The sequence below is a fragment of the Campylobacter canadensis genome, from assembly GCF_013177655.1.
In the GTDB taxonomy this organism is placed as follows: Bacteria; Campylobacterota; Campylobacteria; order Campylobacterales; family Campylobacteraceae; genus Campylobacter_E; species Campylobacter_E canadensis.
In genome coordinates this window covers 202,310-224,572 of the sequence record NZ_CP035946.1, presented here as the reverse complement: position 1 = coordinate 224,572, position 22,263 = coordinate 202,310, and the positions used below count along the sequence as shown (strand labels likewise).

21 protein-coding genes are annotated in these 22,263 nt (G+C 26.7%); 11 read left to right on the top strand and 10 right to left on the bottom strand.

Features of this window, described 5'->3' with window-relative positions; all coding sequences use genetic code 11:
* Positions 1-7: 7 nt before the first annotated feature.
* From CCANL266_RS01035 to CCANL266_RS01015, 5 genes are read right to left on the bottom strand one after another with little or no spacing between them, the layout of a single operon-like run.
* The gene (locus tag CCANL266_RS01035; RefSeq protein ID WP_172230161.1) at positions 8-1,051 is read right to left on the bottom strand and encodes an LptF/LptG family permease; all 1,044 of its coding nucleotides are present in this window, start codon (positions 1,049-1,051) and stop codon (positions 8-10) included.
* On the bottom strand, positions 1,048-1,461 hold the full coding sequence (locus tag CCANL266_RS01030) for a hypothetical protein (RefSeq protein ID WP_172230158.1): 414 nt from the start codon (positions 1,459-1,461) through the stop codon (positions 1,048-1,050). Before CCANL266_RS01030 ends, CCANL266_RS01035 begins: the two co-directional genes overlap by 4 nt.
* A complete protein-coding gene (locus CCANL266_RS01025) occupies positions 1,458-4,442 on the bottom strand; it encodes a cytochrome c biogenesis protein CcsA (RefSeq protein ID WP_172230155.1) in 2,985 nt (994 codons plus the stop codon). The genes CCANL266_RS01030 and CCANL266_RS01025 overlap by 4 nt, the downstream gene beginning before the upstream one ends.
* A gap of 47 nt (positions 4,443-4,489) precedes the next feature.
* Complete coding sequence (locus CCANL266_RS01020) at positions 4,490-5,539, bottom strand: AI-2E family transporter (RefSeq protein ID WP_172230152.1); 1,050 nt, start codon at positions 5,537-5,539, stop codon at positions 4,490-4,492.
* Positions 5,532-5,960: an Hpt domain-containing protein gene (locus CCANL266_RS01015; RefSeq protein ID WP_172230149.1), complete on the bottom strand. Its 429-nt coding sequence runs from the start codon at positions 5,958-5,960 to the stop codon at positions 5,532-5,534. Before CCANL266_RS01015 ends, CCANL266_RS01020 begins: the two co-directional genes overlap by 8 nt.
* Positions 5,961-6,026: 66 nt before the next feature.
* Between CCANL266_RS01015 and ruvB the strand changes: the two genes are divergently transcribed.
* Positions 6,027-7,022, top strand: a complete 996-nt coding sequence (gene ruvB / locus CCANL266_RS01010; RefSeq protein ID WP_172230146.1) for a Holliday junction branch migration DNA helicase RuvB — start codon at positions 6,027-6,029, stop codon at positions 7,020-7,022.
* A gap of 5 nt (positions 7,023-7,027) precedes the next feature.
* Here the strand turns inward: ruvB and CCANL266_RS01005 are convergent, their stop codons facing one another.
* From CCANL266_RS01005 to fliP, 5 genes are read right to left on the bottom strand one after another with little or no spacing between them, the layout of a single operon-like run.
* Positions 7,028-7,558: a type II secretion system protein gene (locus tag CCANL266_RS01005; RefSeq protein WP_172230143.1), complete on the bottom strand. Its 531-nt coding sequence runs from the start codon at positions 7,556-7,558 to the stop codon at positions 7,028-7,030.
* Between the two features lie 38 nt (positions 7,559-7,596).
* Positions 7,597-10,605, bottom strand: a complete 3,009-nt coding sequence (locus tag CCANL266_RS01000) for an efflux RND transporter permease subunit (RefSeq protein WP_172230140.1) — start codon at positions 10,603-10,605, stop codon at positions 7,597-7,599.
* Positions 10,605-11,336: an efflux RND transporter periplasmic adaptor subunit gene (locus CCANL266_RS00995; RefSeq protein ID WP_172230137.1), complete on the bottom strand. Its 732-nt coding sequence runs from the start codon at positions 11,334-11,336 to the stop codon at positions 10,605-10,607. The genes CCANL266_RS01000 and CCANL266_RS00995 overlap by 1 nt, the downstream gene beginning before the upstream one ends.
* Positions 11,333-12,586, bottom strand: coding sequence for a TolC family protein (locus tag CCANL266_RS00990; protein WP_172230134.1), 1,254 nt, complete (start codon positions 12,584-12,586; stop codon positions 11,333-11,335). Before CCANL266_RS00990 ends, CCANL266_RS00995 begins: the two co-directional genes overlap by 4 nt.
* A gap of 8 nt (positions 12,587-12,594) precedes the next feature.
* The gene (gene fliP / locus CCANL266_RS00985; RefSeq protein WP_396021581.1) at positions 12,595-13,323 is read right to left on the bottom strand and encodes a flagellar type III secretion system pore protein FliP; all 729 of its coding nucleotides are present in this window, start codon (positions 13,321-13,323) and stop codon (positions 12,595-12,597) included.
* A gap of 83 nt (positions 13,324-13,406) precedes the next feature.
* On the opposite strand from fliP, the gene glmU reads away from it, so the two are divergent.
* From glmU to CCANL266_RS00935, 10 genes are all read left to right on the top strand, one after another.
* Positions 13,407-14,690, top strand: coding sequence for a bifunctional UDP-N-acetylglucosamine diphosphorylase/glucosamine-1-phosphate N-acetyltransferase GlmU (gene glmU / locus CCANL266_RS00980; RefSeq protein WP_172230131.1), 1,284 nt, complete (start codon positions 13,407-13,409; stop codon positions 14,688-14,690).
* Between the two features lie 9 nt (positions 14,691-14,699).
* Positions 14,700-15,854, top strand: coding sequence for a bifunctional phosphopantothenoylcysteine decarboxylase/phosphopantothenate--cysteine ligase CoaBC (gene coaBC / locus CCANL266_RS00975; protein WP_172230129.1), 1,155 nt, complete (start codon positions 14,700-14,702; stop codon positions 15,852-15,854).
* Positions 15,847-16,422: a hypothetical protein gene (locus tag CCANL266_RS00970; protein WP_172230126.1), complete on the top strand. Its 576-nt coding sequence runs from the start codon at positions 15,847-15,849 to the stop codon at positions 16,420-16,422. The genes coaBC and CCANL266_RS00970 overlap by 8 nt, the downstream gene beginning before the upstream one ends.
* The gene (gene uppS, locus CCANL266_RS00965) at positions 16,419-17,090 is read left to right on the top strand and encodes a polyprenyl diphosphate synthase (protein ID WP_172230123.1); all 672 of its coding nucleotides are present in this window, start codon (positions 16,419-16,421) and stop codon (positions 17,088-17,090) included. Before CCANL266_RS00970 ends, uppS begins: the two co-directional genes overlap by 4 nt.
* Entirely contained in the window at positions 17,090-17,881 is a 792-nt protein-coding gene (locus tag CCANL266_RS00960) for a prepilin peptidase (RefSeq protein WP_172230120.1), read from the top strand. Before uppS ends, CCANL266_RS00960 begins: the two co-directional genes overlap by 1 nt.
* Positions 17,871-18,878, top strand: a complete 1,008-nt coding sequence (locus CCANL266_RS00955; RefSeq protein ID WP_172230117.1) for an LptF/LptG family permease — start codon at positions 17,871-17,873, stop codon at positions 18,876-18,878. Before CCANL266_RS00960 ends, CCANL266_RS00955 begins: the two co-directional genes overlap by 11 nt.
* Before the next feature lie 79 nt (positions 18,879-18,957).
* Positions 18,958-20,649, top strand: coding sequence for an acetolactate synthase large subunit (locus tag CCANL266_RS00950; RefSeq protein WP_172230114.1), 1,692 nt, complete (start codon positions 18,958-18,960; stop codon positions 20,647-20,649).
* The gene (gene ilvN, locus CCANL266_RS00945) at positions 20,646-21,110 is read left to right on the top strand and encodes an acetolactate synthase small subunit (protein WP_172230111.1); all 465 of its coding nucleotides are present in this window, start codon (positions 20,646-20,648) and stop codon (positions 21,108-21,110) included. The genes CCANL266_RS00950 and ilvN overlap by 4 nt, the downstream gene beginning before the upstream one ends.
* Entirely contained in the window at positions 21,107-22,051 is a 945-nt protein-coding gene (gene lpxD / locus CCANL266_RS00940; RefSeq protein ID WP_172230108.1) for a UDP-3-O-(3-hydroxymyristoyl)glucosamine N-acyltransferase, read from the top strand. The genes ilvN and lpxD overlap by 4 nt, the downstream gene beginning before the upstream one ends.
* A complete protein-coding gene (locus CCANL266_RS00935; RefSeq protein ID WP_172230105.1) occupies positions 22,041-22,262 on the top strand; it encodes a hypothetical protein in 222 nt (73 codons plus the stop codon). Before lpxD ends, CCANL266_RS00935 begins: the two co-directional genes overlap by 11 nt.
* Position 22,263 lies beyond the last annotated feature (1 nt).

The window sequence follows — 22,263 nt, the reverse complement described above, 5'->3', positions numbered from 1 at the left end:
CCTTAACTCACTTATTTTTAATAAATAATATTAACGAATATACAATAATAAACATAACTGGCATTAAGATAGCAATTTCAGGATTTAAAGAATCATTTGTTGCTAATCTTAATAACAAAAAAAATCCACCATAAATAAGCAAACTAGCACAGGTTAAAACAAGACCTTTTATGCTTAAATCTTCATATCTTGCTAAACTTGGAAGATAATAAAATAAAATAATACTTAAAAATGGTGCATATAATAAAAATATACTTAATTTATAAATATTAGCTCTTATTACACTTGATTGTTTATTTATATTTTTTAAATAAAAATAGGCATCTTTTAACGATATATTAGAAGTTCCAAAATTTTGTAAAATGCTTGGAGTAAAATTATCTAAGGTTATTTTTTCATAATAATTATTTGTTTTAATTGCTTGTTTTCCTAACTGTGCATCATCTAAAAATTCAATAACATTTACATTTTTAAAATTCCATTCTTTATTTTTAAATTCTGCACTTTGAGCTTTTATTATTTTTTTTATTTTTTCATCTTTCATAGAAAATATTTTTACATTAAAAATTTGATTATTTTCATATCTTTGAATATAAAAAAAATCCTCTTTATATTTAAAAAAAATATCATCTCTTTTACTTTCTACATAAGAATTTTTTAAAATGTTATTTTTATAACTTTCTGCATAAGCAAAAGAAGTAAAATTAGCACATATTGAAATAAGACTAATAAAAAAAGAAAGTAAAAAAGCAGCAAAAAGAATTTGATTTTTACTAAGCCCTAAAGAATAAAGCGCTATTAGTTCATTATTTTTAATAAGGCTTATTTTCATCCAAATAAAAGCAAGAATTTGACAAATTGGTAAAACATAAGCAATGGCACTAAAACAAGTAAATAAAAAATAAAGTAAAAATAAATTGGAATTAAAATTTAGCTTTGAATGATTTACTAAAATATCAATAAAAGCAAACATTAAAACCATTGCAAATAATAAAATTAAAAAATCCTTTAAATAAAGCGACGCTAAATATCTAAAATATAATTTATTCATTGAAATTTACGCTTTGCAATTCCCATTTTTTCATATATATCAATCTCTTTTGCATAACTTGGATTTTTTTTGCTAAGCTCTGTGCTTAAAAAAGAAATCATCTTTGCATCAGAATTATTATTTGCACATACGCTTGATAAAAATTCAAGCATTAATTTTGCATCATCGTTAATTGTCTTTGAAGTCTTTGCACTAAAGCTGTAATTTTGCAAAAAGTAAAGCACAATTTTGTTTAATTCATTTGTGCTTGTACATTCTTTTACTTCTTTTATTAAATCAGCTATAGTGCTTTGTTTTTTTTCAGTATTAACAACTTTTTTATTACTTTTAAAGCTTTTTAATAAAATTACAAAAATAATTAAAGCAACAATAATTGCAGCAAGAATTGATAATAAAACTATTGGGTTCATAATAATTTCGCCTTTGATTTATTTTTTGCTGCAATTATACTTAAAACTATCATAATTGCAACAATAATATAAGCATATAAAGGCACACTAGCTGCATTGCCTGCTGCATAAGAGTGCATTCCTGTTAAAAAATAATTTACCCCAAAATAAGTCATTACAATGCTTAAATATGCAAACATTGAAAAAATAGCAAAATAAAACTGATTATTTATACCTTTTACCAATCTTGTATGAATTACGGCTGCATAAACTAAAATTGATACTAAAGCCCAAGTTTCTTTGCTATCCCAGCCCCAGTATCTTCCCCAGCTTTCATTAGCCCAAACCCCACCTAAAAAGTTTCCTAAAGTAAGTAAAGATAAGCCTAAAATCATAGCCATTTCATTAATCATAGTTGCTTCTTGAATATTTTTTGCTAATTTTTCATTATATTTTTCATCTTTAGCAAACATACAAAATAAAATTAAAACAAAACAACCAAGTAAGGCACAAAGCCCTAAAAATCCATAACTTGCAGTAATTACACTAACATGTATTGTTAGCCAATAACTTTGTAAAACAGGAGCAAGATTGCCTATTTGCGGGTCAATTGAACTAAGCTGAGCTACAAAAAGCACAATAGCAGCAAGAATAGAAGTTAAACTTAAAGATATTGGACTTCTTTTTGAAAAAATTATTCCACTTAAAGATAAAGCCCAAGCAATATAAAGCAAACTTTCATAAGAATTTGACCAAGGAGCGTGATTGCTTATATATCCACGAATTGCTAAAGATATTGTATGTATTATAAAAGCAAGTACATTTAAATAATAAACTGTTTTAAATGCTGGCTTTAAGTTTATTTCTTTTGTTCTTATTATTTTTGTAAAAATTAATAATAATAAGGCTAAACCACAAAGAAGATAAAAAGGAATTAATTTTGTAAAAGGAGCTATCTTATCAAACTCAATTTCTAATAAAAATTTATTTTCATCATATTTTTTACTTTGAGAAAGTTTAATTTCCTTTAAAATTTTATCAGCTAAAGCATAATTACCATCTTTATTTGCCTGAACTAATGCTGCATAATACGCTTTTGCCTTTACATCATCTGTGTCTAATAAATTTTTAGCATTATTTTCATCAAAAAAAGCAGTTAAGTATCCACCAAGCGATGCGTAATATAAAATATTTAATCTTTCATCTACTTTTAATAATTCTTTTTCTAATGTACCTCTTTTGTTTGGATTTAACCTTGAAGCTCTATCAACTTCATCTTTTAAAGCATATTTTCTATCCTTAAAAAAATCAGCAAAAGATGCGTATTTACCATCTTCTAAGCCAAGCATTTTTCTTATATCTTTATCTTTTAAATAAATAAATTTCTCATTTATAAAATTATCAAAATCTCCCATAATTTTTATTAAAGTTGTACTTGCATCTTGATTTTTATAACTTGTACTTTTGTGAATTTTTTCTAAAAGCTCTAAAGCCATAGTTCCAAATGGAGCTACCCTTGAGTTTTCTTTTCTAACAGCTAAAGTTGAAAGATTTTTAGCGTGTTCTTCTAAGCTTACCTTATCAAGCTTTGCTGCTGCTTGTTGAATTTGATTTTCAAGAGTATTTGAGTGTAAATTAATACAAGATAAAAGCAATACTAAAGATGTAAGCTTTATTAATTTTGCTCTAAGTTGCATAAAACGAGATTTTTTATGAAAAATATTTAAAAATAAGCCTAAGCCTAGTAAAAAATAACCAATATATGTTGGAAATTTACCTGGGTCTTTATTTACGCTTAAATATGTGCCTTTTTCATCTGTATCATAAGAGCTTTGATAAAATCTATAACCTTTGTAGTCTAAAACATTATTCATAAAAATTTTATATTCTTTACTTTCGTTTTCATCATTTAATTTTACAAAACTAGCATAAGATTTTGCACTATTTGATGCTTCGTATCTTTCAAGCTCAAATTTATCTAAGGTAAAAGAAAAAGGTAGTTCATAAGCTTTTGGAGTATATGCTAAAGAAAAGCTTTGATTTGCTAATTTTACAATCTCACTTTCGTTTTCAAACAAATACAACTTCGTACTTTCATTATCATAACTTAGAGTAAATTCATAAGCATTTGGATAATTTTTATCATCGCCTTGCTCATAAGTTTTAATTGCACTTTTATACTCTTTAATAAAACCGATTTTATAATCTTTGTAAGTAATAACGCTTGGATTTTCTAGCTTATAAAAAGTATTTTTTTCTATATTTTTTGTACTTTTTGTAATGGTATCAAAAACCGATGTTTTGGTATTTGAAATATATCCACCATCTTTAAAATTTAAAATATCAACCCCGTTCATATTAATATCTTTATCATTGCTAAGCACACTTTTGCCTAAAATTCTAAAATCTCCTTTTTCTAAAGCAAGGGCGCTTGAGTAATCATTGCTTGAGATATTTAAATAAACAAGTGCTTTGCCATTAGGGCTTTCAACATATTTTGCCTTTGCATTTAAAATTATTTTATCTAAATGTAATTTAGCTATTTTTTCATCAATTTTAAGCTCTAAATCAACAGAATTTGAACCAACTAAACTAATGTATTTTGAAATATCATTACTATAAATTTTATCATCTTTTTTAGCACTTAATATAAAGTGTGCTTGCTGAGAAGTTATTATATTGCTTGTATCATTTTGTCTTAAATGTAGCATTCCTTCAAAGCCGTAATACCTAGTAAGAATAGAGCCAAGCAAAATAAATAAAAAACTTATATGAAACAAAAATAAAGGTAATTTTTCATACATTTTGTATCTAAAAATTGCAAAAAATAAGTTTATGCCCAATAACAACTGAATTAAACCAAACCACCAAGTACCATAAACTAAAGCCCAAGCGCTAGGAGTTGTGTATTTGCTTTCAATAAAAGTAGCAATAGCACTAGCACAGGCAAATAGTAAAAACAAAACAATACTAATTTTTATATCTGAAATAATTTTTATCATATCTAATCCTTTATGAGAACAATTTTAGTTATAAAAGATAAATATTTTTAACTATTTTTTGTATTTACTTCTCGTTCAATTATTAGTAAATAAAGCTTTACAACTGATAAAAATAAAGCCAAAATAGCAGGACCAAGAATAACTCCCCAAAATCCAAAAGTAGAAATTCCTGCAATCATCGCAAAGAAAATTAATAATTCATTTATTTTTACTGATGTTTTTAAGAATTTTTCATTTATCCATTTTATAATAAAAGGCTTTATTAAAGTATCTGCTATACCTGAGATTATTATTATTGTGTATAAAGCAATAACAATAGCATTTGTTGTATTACCTTGTGAATATTCAAGCAAAGATACAGGCAACCAAAGCAAAGCACCGCCGATAATAGGAATTAATGAAGAAATAGCATATAAAATTCCCATTAATAAACCATCATAATTATAAAAACTTACAAAGCAACCAAATAAAATTCCTTGAAAAACTGCATTAAAAATCACTGAATAAAATACAACGCTCATTACATTTGAGACTTCTTTTAATACATTTTCAACTTCATCTTTTTGAATTGGCATTAAACTGCGAAAATAATTAAGTAATTCTAAGCCATAATAATTTGCAAAAAAGTAAAAAATTGTAATTAAAATCAAATCAATTATAAATTTTGCCCCGCTTTTTGTAAAATTTGAAGCATAATTTAAAACATCTTTTCCTAAATGGTTAATATCAATTTCATTTAAAAATTCTTTTATTTTTGGCTCAATAAAACTTAAATTATTAGGAAGATTAAATTCCATATTTTTTATCTTCATTAAACCTGCTTGTAAGGTATTAATATCAAGTTGTTTTAACTCGTTTGCAAAAGAAAATCCTGCATAAACTAAAGGTGCAAAAAATAACATTAAAATAAGCCCTGTCATTATAAAAGGTGTAAAGTATTTTCTTTTTATTTTTAAATAAATTGCATTATGGATATTTGCAGTTGCAACACTCATTAAAATAGCAATCGCAATTACTAATAAAAAAGGTTTAAATAAATAAATTAAAGAAAAAAATACAGCACAAATTAGTACAATAACAAAATATTTACTATTCATCGTCTTTTGTAATCCTCATTGGCACTTGAATTATCTTAGTATTTAAAGCACTTAAATAATAATTGTTATTGTCAAAGTCTCTTTTATATTTAAAAAATTCATCGCAAATTACAAGCAGCCAATCAACAAGTTCATCACTAGCAGGTCCGTTTAATTCCCTAGCTTCATCTAGCACATCTTCTACAATTGAACAAATATTTACAAATTGAGAAATTTTTAAAAAGCCACTAGCACTTTTCATACTGTGAAACATTCTAAATAATTCAGCTACATTTTCTTTATATTTATCTTTATTTAGCAAAGATACAATTAAAGGTTCAAGCCCATCACAAAATATTCCAAAATGTGTCATAAAATCATCAACTAAGTCAAATTCAAATTCTAATTCTAATTTTTCTAAAAGTCCTAATTTTTTGTCCATTTCTCACTCGTTTTTTTATTTTATCTAAGATTATAAAAAAGTTTTACAAATATTAAGGGTTTTTAAATGCAAAGATTAGTAGAAATAGAACAATTTAAGCCTGATGAAAATTACGAACAAGGCTTAAGACCATTAAATTTTGATGATTACATAGGTCAAGAAAAAATAAAAGAAAATCTAAAAGTTTTTATTAAAGCTGCAAAATTAAGGAATGAAAGTTTAGATCATTGTTTGTTTTTTGGACCTGCTGGGCTTGGTAAAACTACCTTAGCAAATATTATTGCGAGTGAAATGGGCGTAAATATAAAAACAACTGCAGCACCAATGATTGAAAAAAGTGGGGATTTAGCTGCAATTTTAACTAATCTTGAGCAAGGGGATATTTTATTTATTGATGAAATTCACCGTCTAAGCCCTGCTATTGAAGAAGTTTTGTATCCTGCGATGGAAGATTTTCGCCTTGATATTATTATTGGTAGTGGGCCAGCTGCTCAAACAGTAAAAATTGATTTAAATCGCTTTACTTTAATAGCAGCAACAACTAAAAGTGGTGGGATTTCAACGCCTTTAAGAGATAGATTTGGAATTAATTTTCGCTTAGAATTTTATAAAGACGAAGAACTTGCTTTAATAATTTATAAAGCTGCTATAAAATTAAATATTAAATGTAATGAAGATGCTGCTTTAGAGATTGCAAAAAGAAGTAGAAGCACTCCTAGAATAGCTTTAAGATTATTAAAAAGAGTAAGAGATTTTGCTCTTGTAAATAATGAAGAAATAATTACAAAAAAAAGGGCTCACGAGTCTTTAATTGCTTTAGGCGTAAATGAATTAGGGCTTGATGAGATTGATTTAAAATATCTTGATTTTTTATGCAAGGCTAAAAAGGCTGTTGGTTTAAACACTCTTGCAGCAACTTTAAGTGAAGATGAAAGAACTATTGAAGATGTGATTGAACCTTATTTATTAGCAAATAATTATATTGAAAAGAGTGCAAAAGGAAGAGTGGCAACTAAAAAAGCTTACATTTTATTAAAACTATCAAGCCCTGTTTTATTTTAGGGCTTTTACCAAGTTATTTTATTTGCACTTGTGTTTATTTCTACACTCTTTTCTTCTTTGCAAGTATCCTCACAAAGCAAATCTCCTAAAATGGCTTTGGCATTTTGACTTTGTAAAAATTCTTTGCATAATTTATCTTTTTTTCCATCAACTTTTTTTGCTTTTATTTTTAAGCTTTCTTCTTTTTGTTCAACGCTTAAGCAAGAATCTTCTTTTTCAACATCAAAATAATAAATATTATTTTCTTTGCGAAGACCTACATTGCTCATTTTTGTAATATCTACTTTATCATCATTATGCAAATTATGATAAGACTGTACATCTTGAACTAAGGTTTTAATATTAGCACTAGCCTTAGTTAAAATAGCATCTTCTCTTGTTTTATTTAACCTTGGAATTGATACTGCAGCAAGCATACCTAAAATAATAACTGCAAATAATATTTCCATCATTTTAGCAGGCACAGCAACAACTGAAATTATGCCTAAAATAATAATTCCTATAATTACTTCAATCGGGGTAAAAGCTTTTTTCATACAATCCTTTTTGCGAATTTATATAGCAAAAAATATTGCTATATAAGCTCTCTTTTATAAATTCTTTTTAATGCTCTATCAATTTTATAAACAGCACCATAAATAGCTGGTATTATAAATAATGTTAAAATTGTTGAGCTTATTAAACCGCTAATAATAGCTATTGCCATAGGCGAATTTCCTTCATAGCCACTACCTTTGCTAAGTGCAAGTGGAAGCATAGCAAAAATCATAGCAATTGTAGTCATTAAAATAGCACGAATTCTACTTTTTCCTGCTATTTTTAAAGCTTGTTCATAAGGCATTCCTTCATCACATAATTTATTTGCAACATCAATTAATAAAATTGCATTTTTACTAACCATACCAAAAAGCAAAATTAATGCAATTAATACAAATAATGAAAAAGGATGCGAAGTTAAATAAAGCCCAACACAAGCTCCTGCGAATGCAAGTGGCATTGTAAGCATAATTACTAAAGGCACTATTAAACTCTCATAAAGCGCTGCTAAAACTAAATAAATAAGCAAAAACGCCAATGCAAGTACAACACCAAAGCCAATAATTGTTTGTTTTAATAAATCTATAAAACCTGTAAAAGTATAACTTACTTTATCGCCTAAAATATAATCAATATTTGATTCTAAATGCTTTTTAACAGCATCTAAAGAAAGTCTATCAACACCACTTGTAACCTTTATTGATTTTTGTCTATCAAGCCTATTTATGCTTGAATTATCTTTAATAAGTGTAAAATCAGCAATAGAACCAAGTGTAATAAAACTATTATCAAGAGTTTTTATATTTATTTTTTCTAAGACTTGCGCATTAGTTTTTTCGCTTAAACTTAAATAAATATCTTGAGAATTCTTACTAGCATCAATACTTCCAACCTTTACATTTGCAAAAGATGATTGTAAAACCTGCGCTAAAGATACTAAATTAACATTTAATTTTCTTGCCTTTTCTTTGTTGATATTAATCGCTAAAACATCCATTAAAGCATCAACATCATCTCCAACATCAACAACACCATTAAGCTCTTTTAAAACCTTTTGCGCTCTTAAACTTGCTTCTTTTAAATCTTTAATATCATCGCCTAATAAAACAAACTGCACAGGCTCATCAACCCCAGCACCCTCAAATTTAGGTAGCTCTAAAACTTTTATTTTCATATCTTGTGCTTTTATAGTTTGTCTTAGCTCTTTTACTACGGCATTTTGTCTTATTTTTCTATCTTCTAATTTTTTAAGCTTTACATAAATTTTTGCTTTTTTTCTATCTTTTGCATCATCGTATCCTACTAGCAAGTAAGCAAATTCTACATTTTCATTCTTTTTAATTTCTTCTAAAACCTTTAAAGAACGTTCTTGCATATGATTTAGCGATAAATCCTTTTGTGATTCAAGCAGCACTTGCACTTCATTATCATCTTCCATAGGTAAAAAATCAAGCCCAACTTTAGGCGCAAGTAAAAATCCACCAAAACATAAAATCAATACAAAAACAATACTTATTGCTTTTTTTCTTAATACAAAATCTAATATTTTTACATAAGAATCTTCTAATTTTTCAAAAAAAGGCTCTGTATTTTTATAAAAAGTACTTTCATTTGTATTTAAAAATCTAGCACTAATAGTTGGTATTAAAAATATACATACTAAAAATGAAATAATAACCCCAAAAGCAACACTCATTCCAAGAGTATTAAAAAACAAACCTGGAATACTATTCATGTAAGAAATTGGAATAAACACACAAAGCAAAACAATACTAATACTAAAAACTGAAAACATAATCTCTTTAGCACCAGCATACGAAGCTAAAAGCGGATTTTTTTCACTATGAATTTTTTTACTAATATTTTCAATTACAACAATAGCATCATCAACAAAAATCCCTATTGCTAAAGTAAGAGCAATTAAGGTTAATCTATTTAAATCATAGCCAAATAAATCTATTAAAAAAAAGCTTGAAATAATTGAAGTTGGTATAGCAATACTTGCAATTATTGTTGCGCTAATATTTCTTAAAAATAAAAATACTATAATAACAGTTAAAATAACGCCCAAAATCATATCAAAAACAACCTGCTTAATATGTTTTGTGATATTATTTGCCTTATTATAAACTACATTAAATTCAACATCTTTATATTTATTATTAATTGAATTTAGCTTATTTTCTACATTTTTAATTGCCTTTAAAGTATCATAATTTTGAACTTTTTTAATCTCAAGCAAAACTCCTTCTTTAGAGTTAAAAACAGCACTTGAATCTTTTTTAATAATACTTTCGCTAATTTGTGCAACATCTTTTAAAAACACGCCTGGAGCTAGTCTAATTTGCTCTAATTCAGATATTGTATTTGCATCAAAATAACCTTTTAGAGTAATTTCTTGTTTGTTATTTGTAAATTCCCCTAAATAGCTTTTAAAATTTTGCATTTTTATTAATTTACTTACATCTAGGGCATCTAAATGGTATTTATTTAATAAATCAATATCAAGCTCAATCTTTATATCATTTTTTAAAAATCCTATGCTTTTTACTTCTCCAACCCCATCAATTCTTTGAAAATCAGGGATTATATCATCATCAACTTCTTGCATAAAAGTACTTATATTATTTGTTTTATTTTGTAAAAAAATATTTAAAATACTCCCTGCATCAGATGAAACCTTTTCAACACTAGGACTAAATTCTAATTTGACCTTACTAATTTTTTCTCTAATATCATTTGCTGCTACTTCTAAATCTTTGCCTAATTTAAATTGAACTACAATAATGCTAAGATTGTTAAAACTTTTTGAATTAATTCTTTCTATTTGACTAACACTTGAAACTGCGTTTTCTAATTTTTTTGTAATTTGAGATTCAACATATTCTAAATCAGCGTTAGCATAGGTTGTAATTTTAATTAAAGGAATATCAACGCTAGGATATAAATTTACAGGCATTGTAAAAATAGAAATCCAACCAAAAAGCAACATTGAAATAAAGCACATTAAGGTTGTTATTGGTCTATTAATAGCAATTTTAAGCATTATTCACCCACCTTTATATAACCTTCTCCAAATAAGCCAATGCTTAAATCTTGTGCATCAACTTCTGCATAAACCTTTCTTGTTTTCACATCAATATTAGGATATATTTTACTAATTTTACCTTGCATTTTTTTATCATTTACTTGATAAGAAAAACTATCTCCTATTTTTACTAAATCTTTATATTTTTCATCAAAACTTAATAAAAGTTTTACTTTTGGATAAGAATCAAGCACAAATAACGGCTGCATAACTCCACCAACACCTTCAGCAACTTCAACTAATTTTGCACTAATAACCCCACTAAATGGAGCATATAGTTTTTTCTTTTTTATCATTGTTTCGTATCTTAAAATATTAATTTGTGCGGTATTTAATCTTGTTTGAAATTCTTCTTGTTTTGCCTTTATGCTTTCTAAGCTTTGCTCATCAATTACATTTTTTACTTGCAAATATCTATTTAAAGTATTATTAGCATGCTCAAAACCAATTTTTGCTAATTCATATTCGCTTTTTGCTTGTTTTAATGCAATTTCTTCTATATCGCTATCAAGCTCCAATAACAAATCGCCTTTTTTTACCTTGCTTGCAACATCTACATAAATCTTACTTACAACTCCACCAGCACTTAAAGCTAATTTTGAGCTTTTATCAGCGATAACATCAAATGAAGCATAAATTTCATTTGCAAATAAATAAATAGAACTTAATATTAATAAGATTTTTCTCATTTTACTATCCTTTCATCTAAGACAACACCTATTTCATTTAATAAACTTGCTTTTTTTATTTCTAAATCATTTTCACTTAAAGTTAGTGCAGCATTTGCAGCTTCGTTTAATTCTAAAGCATTTAAGTATTCTACATAAGATACAAGCCCTGCTTCATATTTTTGCCTAATAGATTCAAAGGCAAGTTCGCTTGCTTTTACTCTTTCAAGATTTGCATCAATTAAAGCTTTGCTTGTATTTATTTGTGCTTTTATATTTTCAATATTTGTTTTATTTTGTTTTTTATCAAAATTATTTTTTAATTTAGCTGCTAAACTTTGCACCTTTGCTGATTCTAAAGCTTTTTTGTCTGCAAAAAATGAAAATAAATTAAACTTTACACCTAATAAAATTGTATTTTTAGCAGTTTTTTCTTTAATTTTTGCTTTAGCAATGCTATCGTATGGCGAAAAAGTTGAATAATCGTATTTTGAATTTGCAAAAGTTAAATTGTCTTGCAAATAAATACTAGGGTAAAAATTTGCCTTTTTTAGCTCTTTATTTAATAAGGCTAATTCGCTTTGAATATCACTTATTGCCACATCAAAAGAATTATTTGTATCTTGTAAAAGCTGAATTTTACTATCTACGCTTGGAATTAGTGTTGAGTTAGTTAGCAAATGTATCATCCTTAAAACCTCATCTTTTTTTGTTTGATATTCTAAAACCTGTGCCTTTTTTAAACTAACATTTGCAGTAAAAATAGCTAATTCATCAAAACTTTTTAAACCTGCGTTTTTTAAAGAATTTAATCTATTTAATTCAGCATTTAAATAATCTATATTTTTTTCTTGATATTCTATATTTTTTTCAAGAGTTAAGTATGTATAATAAAGTTTAATTAAATTAAATGCTACTTCGTTTTTATCTTTTTCTGTTTTTATTTTTTGTAATTGATAATTTTTATCTGCAAGCTTAATATTTGCACTTCTTTTTCCATCATATAACAGTGCATTTATAATAAAACTAGCACTTAAATTATTTTTTGGCTCAATTAATAATCTATCTTTACTAGTGTTAAAAGCATTTAAATTTAAATCTAGGCTAGGTAAATATCTTAAAAAAACCTCATCTTTTGCTTCATTTTTTGCCAATAAATTTAAATCTAATGCCTTTATATTCTCGCTATCTTTTAAAGAATTTAACATTTGTTTTAAATCACTAGCATTTAAACTTAAACTTAACAATGTATAAAATAATATTTTTTTCATATTTATTCCTATGTAAAACTTTTTACTAAATTTCCAATTAATAAATTCCAACCATCTACCAACACAAAAATAAGTATTTTAAATGGTAAAGAAATCATAACAGGCGGTAACATCATCATACCCATTGCCATTAAAACCGATGATACTACCATATCAATTACTAAAAATGGCAAATATAATAAAAAGCCAATTTCAAATGCGGTTTTTAATTCGCTTATCATAAAAGCAGGAACCAAGGTTGTAAGTTCTATTTCTTCAACACTTGTAGGATTTTCTAAATTTTTTAATCTATAAAACAAGGCTAAATCTTTTTGCCTTGTGTTTCTTAACATAAATTCTTTAAAAGGCTTTACACCTAAATTAAAGGCTTCTTCATAAGAAATTTTTTCATCAATATAAGGCTTTATTGCATTATCATAAGCTTGCTTGCTAGCTGGTTGCATAATAAAAAAAGTAAGTACTAAAGCAAGAGAAATTAAAATTGTATTAGGCGGCATAGCCTGAGTACCCATTGCCTGTCTTAAAAAAGAAAAAACAATAACAAGCCTTAAAAAAGAAGTGCATACAAAAATAATACTAGGTGCAAGGGCTAAAATAGTAAGCACAATAACAACATTTAAAGTAGTTACAAGTTGGCTAGCTGAATTTGGAGCGCTTAGATTTAAATTAAGCGTAGGAACGCTAAGCGGCGCAGCAAAAATCATAGTAGCAATTAATAAAAATAGTATTTTTCTCACTTTTTTCCTAAAGAATTTTTTTAATAAATATTAGCTTTATTTTATAATAATTTAATTAAAAAAATATCAAAAAAAGGATAAAAATGACAAGCGTAGTTATACTAGCAGCAGGATTTGGAACTAGAATGAAAAGTTCTTTAGCAAAACCACTTCATAAAATAAGCGATTGGGAGATGATTTTTTATTCTTTAGAAAATGCTTTTAAACTAAGCGATGATGTAAGCGTAGTGCTTTTTAATCAGGCTGAAAAAATACAAGAAAAAATATTAAGTGAATTTAAAAATACTAAAATCGTACTTCAAAATATGCAATTTAGTGGTACAGGCGGGGCTTTAAAAAACTATCATGCTTTATATGATGAAGTTTTGGTTTTAAATGCTGATATGCCATTAGTTAGCTTAGATTCTTTAAAACAATTATGTACGCTTGATTGCGATATTGCAATGAGTGTTTTTAATAAATATGAAAAAAATGAATATGGAAAAGTAGTAATTAATGATGAAAAAATAGTAAAAATAGTTGAAAATAAAGACGCAAATGAAGAAGAAAAAAATATAAGTCTTTGCAATGGCGGAATTTATAAATTTAAAAAAGATATCTTAGAAAATTATCTACCAAAATTAAAAAATGACAATGCGCAAAAAGAATATTATTTAACTGATATTATAAAATTTGCTATTGATGATGGTTTTTTAGTAAAAAGTATGTTAAAAGATGAAAATGAATTTTTAGGCATAAATTCTAAAAAAGATTTAGAACAAGCTCAAGCCTTGCATCAAAAAATGATAAAAGAAAAATTATTACAAGATGGAATTATTATGCACAATAAAGAAAGTATTTTTATAAGTTATAAAAGTGAATTTATTGATGAGTGTGAGATTTATCCAAATTGTGTTTTTAAAGGAAAAAATAAAATTATTAAAAGTGTAATTTATGAAAATACAAGCATTGAAAATAGCATAGTTACAAACTCAAGCATAGGACCACTTGCAAGAATACGCCCAAAATGTGATATTAAAGAAAGTAAAATTGGAAATTTCGTTGAATGCAAAAATGCTGATTTAACAAAGGTAAAAGCAGGACATTTAAGCTATCTTGGAGACTGCGTTATAAAAAGCGGTGTAAATATTGGCTGTGGAGTTATAATTTGTAATTACGATGGGGTTAAAAAGCATTTAAGCGTTATTAATGAAGATTGTTTTATAGGCAGTAATTCAAACCTAATTGCTCCAATTGAAATTGCAAAAAATACACTAATAGCAGCAGGAAGCACAATTAGCAATAAAGATGCAAGTAAAATGCAAGAAAAAGATTTATTTTTACAAAGAGCAGATGCAAGAATAATTAGTAATTTTAAACAATTTTAAGGAAAAAATATGAAGGTTTTAATCGCAATTAGTGCTAGTATAGCTTTTTATAAATCTTATGAATTAATTTCAATGTTTAAAAAAGAAGGCATAAAGGTTAAAGCCTTGCTTAGTAAGGGCTTATTAGATTTTGTAAATCCTATTAGTTTTGAAGCTTTGTGCGAAGAGGTTTTATATGAAAATAATCAAAATTGGCAAAATAATTTAAACCATATTGCCTTTAGTAAAGATTGCGATTTAATCATTTTTGCACCAGCTAGCGTAAATAGCATAAACAAACTTGCTAATGGAATTTGTGATAATTTATTCATTCAAACCCTAATTGCAGCAAACAAACCATTAATAATTGCTCCAGCTGCAAACACAAATATGTATTTGCATTTTTCTACTCAAGAAAGCTTAGAAAAGTTAAGAAAAAATAATGCAATTATTATTAATCCTGTTTGTAAAGAACTTGCTTGTAAAGATGTTGGCGTTGGGGCTTTAGCCAGTGTTGAAAGTATTTTTAATGCAGCTAAAAAAGAATTATTTAAGATAAAAGAATTTGAAAATAAAAATATTTTAATTACAGGTGGAGCTTGTAAAGAAGATATTGATGGAGTGCGTTGTATTAGCAATTATTCAAGTGGAAAAATGGCTAGTGCTTTAGCAAAACAAGCTTATTTTTACGGTGCTAATGTTGTATTTTTAAATTCTTTTAATTTTTCTTTTGATGGGATAAAAAGCCTTAATTTTTCTTCTTCAAAAGAGCTTTGGGATTTAATGCAAGAATATAAAAATTATGATTATTTATTTATGGTTGCTGCAGTTAGCGATTTTGTGCCTATTAAATTAGAGCATAAATTAAATAGAAATGAATTTAAAGATGAATTAAATATTAAAATTAAGGCTAATTTTGATTTAGTAAAAAATTATGATTTTAAAGGTAAAAAAATAGCTTTTAAACTTGAAAGCGATGAAAATATCGCATTTAATAAAGCACAAAATGCCTTTTTTGATAAAAACTTAAAATTGCTTTGTTTAAATATTTTAGGAAAAAATGTCTATTTTGGAAACGACGAAAGCGAATTTTATTTATATGATGGTAAAAATTTTTCTAATAAAATAGTGGCAGATAAGACAATAATTGCAAAAGAGATTTTAAAGGCGGCAAGTAATGTTTAATGATATTTTACCTATTAAATTTTATGTAAAAGAAAAACTATTATTTAATAGATATAAATTACAAATTAACAAAAAAGAATTAAGCACAAAATCAAGCTTAAAACTTGAATTAAACACATATTATATAGCTGAAATTTACAACGATAGCCTATTTAAAAATCTACAAAAAGTAAAAGAATTTGCTTATTTAAACATAGATTGTTTTAAGCTTTTAGACCTTGCATTTAGTAAAGACTATAAAAATATTTTAATAAATAGCTTGCTAACTTGCACTAGCAAGGCTGAGTATGAGTGTTATAAATTAATGCTAATTGCTTATTTTAACGATATTTTATATTTACCTTGCGTTTTAAATGAAACTGCGATTTTAATTGAATATAGAAAAAAAAGTAATTGTCTTGCTGTTTATTATGATGTTTTTGCTAAATTAAGCCTTTTTTTTGATACAAATTTATTACAAACTAGTTTTTTTAAAGTGAAAGAATATTTTTTAAACGATTTTACTAATGTTCAATTCACAGAATTTAATGATGATTTTTTTAAACTTGAGTTTAAGGGTAAGGTATGAATGAATTAAAACACATTGCTATAATTATGGATGGCAATGGAAGATGGGCAAAAAAGCAAGGTTTAATAAGAAGCTTTGGGCATAAGGCTGGAGCGAATAATGTTGAAAATATTTTAAAATGCTGCTTAGAATTTAATGTAAAAAATTTAAGCTTATTTGCCTTTTCCACTGAAAACTGGCAAAGACCTAAAAATGAAGTAGATTTTATATTTTCCTTATTTGATGATTATCTTAGTAAATATAAAGAAAAATTTAAAAACGAAGGCGTATGCTTTAAAGTTTTTGGAGATATTACAAAACTTAATCAAAAACTACAAAATAATATTTTAGAATTTAGCGAATATACAAAAAATGAAAATAAAATTAACTTTAACCTTGCTATAAATTACGGTGCAAAAGATGAACTAGTAAGAACCTTTAAAAAAATTCAAGAAAAAAATTTACAAATTAATGAAGAAAATATCACAAAAAATCTTGATATTAGCACTGATGTAGATTTATTAATTAGAACGGGAGATTGTACAAGAATTTCAAATTTTATGCTTTGGCAATGTGCTTATGCACAAATTCATTTTACAAAAACCTTATTTCCTGATTTTTCTTCTTTAGAATTAGAACAAATTATTAATGATTTTTTAAATACAAAAAGAACTTTTGGCGGTGTTTAATGGATATAATTTTATTTATTCAAATTCTAGCTTGTATTGTTGGAGCTTGTTTTGGCTCTTTTTTGAATGTATTAATTTATAGATTACCTAATAAAATGAGTATTTTTTACCCGCCAAGTGCTTGTGTAAAATGCAAAAATCAACTTAAGTTTTATCATAATGTACCTATTTTTGGTTGGATTATGCTTGGTGGAAAATGCGCATTTTGTAAAGAAAAAATAAGTTTTATTTACCCTGTTATTGAGTTTATTTGCGCTTTAATTTTCTTTTTTTGCTTTAAAAATATTGAAGAAATTAATCTTTATTTTTTAGCAAAAACCTGCCTTTTAGCTATTGCATTTGCTTTATTATTAGCACTTTGCATAATAGATATTAAATATTTAGCTGTACCGCATCTTCTTTTAGTTTTTACCTTACTTTTATTTTTTGTTGCTAATTTTTCATTGCAAACATTTAATCAAATCTTGTTTTTTGCAGGAGCAGCTTATTTGCTAAAATCAATACTAGAAGCCTTTATAAATATGAAAAAAGATGAAAAAGACTGTATTCAGGTAATGGGCGAAGCAGATATTGAAATTATTGCTATTATGGGTATATTAGATAAAATCTCTTATGGTTTTTGTGCTGTTTTTTTAGCGGCTATTATTTCTTTGCCTGTGTTTTTTGTAGTAAAACTTAGTGGAAAAAATAATATTGAATTACCTTTCATTCCTTTTTTAAGCATAGCTTTTGCCTTAATTTATATTTTTCCTAATTTAGCAGAATGGATGCTTGGTTTTTATGGTTTATAGATATTTATTTAAGCATTTTTCTGCTTCATTTTTGTCAATTTTTATAACTTTATTTTTAATTTCATCAATAATAATTTTGTTTCAAATTACAAAATTTACTTCATATATTGAATTATCTTTATATGATTTATTTAAATTATATTCTTTAATGGGGGTAAAATTAATTTTATTTACCTTTCCTATTTCTTTTTTACTTGCTTGTGGAATTTCTTGCCTTAATTTAAGCAAGGAAAATGAGCTAATAATGTTATTTTCTTTAGGTTATTCGCCTAAAATTATTTCTAAATTCTTTTGTTATTTATCCTTTATTGTTAGCTTTATCTTGTTATTAATAACCTTAATTTTTATTCCTATTTCTTTTTCTTTGTACGATAATTTTTTAGATTACAAAAAAGCCTTTTCTAAAATAAATCTTAAAACACACGGCTACGGACAAAAAATTGGTAATTTAATCTATCTAACAAATAGTGAAGAAAACGGAATTTACAAAGATATCACAATCTATAAAGCAAAAAGCAAAGAAGAAGATGAGCAAATAATCTTTGCAAAATCAGCAAAAATAATAGCTCAAGATAACAGTATAAGTTTAAAACTAAACGATGTTACTCAATATATCTTTCAAAATACACTTTATATAAATAAAATTGCTAATTTAGATTTTAATACACAAGTAAGTAAGCAAAATACAGATATTCAAAATGTATTAGAATACTGGAAAGATTATAAAAACCCATCAAAATCTAAAGAATTAATAATTTACTCTATTTTAAGTTTGTTACCTTTATGTGCCTTTAAATATGTTTTATCCTTTAGTATAATTAGCTCAAGATATGAAAAATCGTTTTTATATCCTGCTTTATTTATATTTTTTATGCTTTATTTTTCACTTGCTTTAGTGCTTAGTAAGTTTCATATTTACACTATTATCTCAATATTTTTGATTTTTTCTACTCTTTCTTACTTTTTTTTCAAAAATAAAATTATTAGTAAATATTAAGCGTATAAAATTACTTTATTAAAATTAAGTTTTTATTAATGAATACTTGTTTTAATAAGAAAAACTTAAAGGAAAAGATATGATTAGTGGTGCAAAAATAATCTGCAAGGCGTTAAAAGAAGAAGGTGTTGAAGTAGTTTTTGGTTATCCTGGTGGAGCTGCTTTAAATATTTATGATGAAATTTACAAACAAAATGATTTTAAACATATTTTAGTTCGTCACGAGCAAAGTGCTGCACATGCGGCTGATGCTTATTCAAGAGCTAGTTCTAAGGTAGGCGTTGCTTTGGTTACAAGCGGACCTGGTTTTACAAATACACTAACTGGCTTAGCAACTGCTTATTGTGATAGTATTCCAATGGTTTTAATATCAGCTCAAGTTGCTACAAGTTTAATTGGAACCGATGCTTTTCAAGAAATTGATGCTATTGGTATGAGTAGACCCTGTGTAAAACATAGCTACCTAGTAAAAGATATAAAAGATTTAGCAAAAACAATAAAAGAAGCTTTTTATATAGCAAAAAGTGGTCGCCCAGGTCCTGTACATATTGATATTCCTAAAGATATTACCGCTTTAAAATATGAATTTAACTATCCAAGCGAAGTAAATCTTAAAACTTATAAACCAACTTACAAAGGTCATTTAAAACAAATAAAAAAACTAGCTCAAGCCATAAACGAGAGTAAAAAACCACTTTTATATATTGGCGGTGGTGCTATGAACGCATCAAATGAGATTAAAGAATTTATAAAAAAGGCAAAAATCCCTTCAGTTTGCACATTAATGGCTTTAGGAATTTTACCAGATGATGAAAAATTAAATCTAAAAATGGCAGGAATGCACGGAAGCTATAAAGCAAATATGGCAATTAGCGAGTGCGATTTATTAATTAGCATAGGCGCTAGATTTGATGATAGAATCACAGGTAAAACAAGTGAATTTGCTAAAATGGCAAAAATAGCTCATATTGATATTGACCCTTGCTCTATTTCAAAAATTATTAAAGCTGATTATCCAATAGTAGGAGATGCTAGCTTAGTAATTTCTGATTTAACAAAGGAAGTTAATGAATGTGAATTTAATGAGTGGTATGAAATTTTAAATAGATATGAAAATCTTTATCCATTAAGCTATGAAGATAGCAAAGAAGTTTTAAAACCTCAATGGGTAATATCTCGCACAGCAGCCCTTGCTCCAAAAAATTCAAATATAATTACTGATGTTGGTCAGCATCAAATGTGGGTAGCACAATTTTATCCTTTTTATGAGCCAAGAAGACTTAGCACAAGCGGAGGTTTAGGTACGATGGGTTATTCTATTCCTGCTGCACTTGGAGTTGCTTTTGCTAAAGAAGATGAGCTTGTGATTAATTTTGTTGGAGATGGTTCTTTTTTAATGAATGTGCAAGAACTAATGACCTTAATCGCTCAAAGAAAAAAAGTAATAAATATAATTTTAAACAACTCTTATTTAGGTATGGTAAGACAATGGCAAACTAGATTTTATGAGCAAAGATATTCAAGCACGGATTTAGAAGATGTACAGCCTGATTTTGTAGCCTTAGCAAAAAGTTTTGGTTGTGATGCTTATAGAGTTAGCACAAAAACAGAATTTGATGAAGCTTTTAAAAAGTGTTTAGATAGTAAAAACACTTGTGTTTTAGATGTAATTGTAAATAGATTTGAAGATGTATTGCCGATGGTACCTGCAGGAGCAGCTTTATATAATATGATTTTACCAAGCAACTTAATCACAAAGGAAGATAAATGAAAAGAGTATTAAGTATAATAGTAAGCAATGAGCATGGGGTTTTAAGTAGAGTTGTTGGTTTATTTTCAGGTCGTGGTTATAATATTGATAGTTTAACCGTTGCTCCTATAGTAAATACTGAATTTTCAAGAATAAACATAAGCACAAGTGAAGATAATGCAACTTTTGAACAAATAACAAAACAATTACACAAACTTATTCCTGTTTATAAGGTGCTAGAAGATTGTGAGTTTGTTGAGCGTGAATGTGCTTTAATTAAAATTAGCGCTAATGAAAATTTAAGCGGACTTGATACTTTATTAAAATCTTATGGTGGTAATATTGCACATTCAAATGATGAATTTATTACAATCTGTGTAAATGATACTAATGAAAGAATTAGTAATTTTATTAAAACTATGAAAAGATTTAACCCTATTGATATTGCAAGGTCAGGGGTGTTATTAATGGAGATTAAATGAAGGATTTAAAATTTCTTTGCGAATATTTAGAAATTGAATGTGAAAAAAATATTGCGATTAAGGCGCTTAATTCTTTAAGTTTAGCAAGTAACGAAGAATTAAGTTTTGCTTTAAAAAATAATGATGAATTAGCAAACACAAAAGCAGCTGCAGTGCTTGTAAATAAAGCATTAAAAGATTATGTACCAAAAAATAGTTTAGCTATTGTGGTTGATGATGCTAAATTAGCCTTCGCAAAACTTAGCAAATTATTTGCAAAAGAATTATTAAGCAATGCTAAAAATGCCATAGTCGGTAAAAACTGCAATATTATGCCTAATGTTCATTTAGGCTCAAATAGCGTAATTGGCGATGAATGTATTATTATGAGCGGAGCCTTTGTAGGAGATAATGTAAAAATAGGAAATAAGTGCATAATCTATCCTAATGTAGTAATTTATAACGATACTAAAATAGGCAATAACTGCATTTTTCATGCAAATAGTGTAATAGGTAGCGATGGCTTTGGCTATGCAAGTAGCATAAAAGGTCATACTAAAATTTATCACAATGGCTTTGTAGAGATTGAAGATAATGTAGAAATAGGCTCTTGCGTATGTATTGATAGGGCTGTTTTTGATAAAACTCTTATTAAAAGCGGTAGCAAAATTGATAATTTAGTTCAAATAGGGCATAATTGTGAAATAGGAAATAATTGTATTATTGTTTCTCAAACAGGTCTTGCAGGTTCATCAAAACTTGGCTCTTTTGTAATTATGGGCGGACAAAGTGCAACTAGTGGGCATTTAAGTATAAAAGATGGTTGTATTATTGCTGCAAGAGGTGGGGTTAGCAAAAGCCTAACTGAAAGCAAAACCTATGGAGGCTTTCCTATTATGGAGCAAAAAGAGTGGTTAAGAATGCAAGCAAAATTAAAAAGGATTACAAGCGATGAAAGTTGAGCGTTTAAATTCTATAATTTTAAAAAATAGCAAAAATGCTACCTTATCAATTGCAAATCTAAAAGAACCTTATGGAATAGGAAGTGATGATGTTTTAAGTCTTGCTATTTGTTTAAAAGAAAGTAAAGTAGATTGGAAAATTCACATTCCTTACGATAATTTAGATGAATTAATAATAGCACTAGAACAAATTAAAGAAAAAAGGCAGTAGC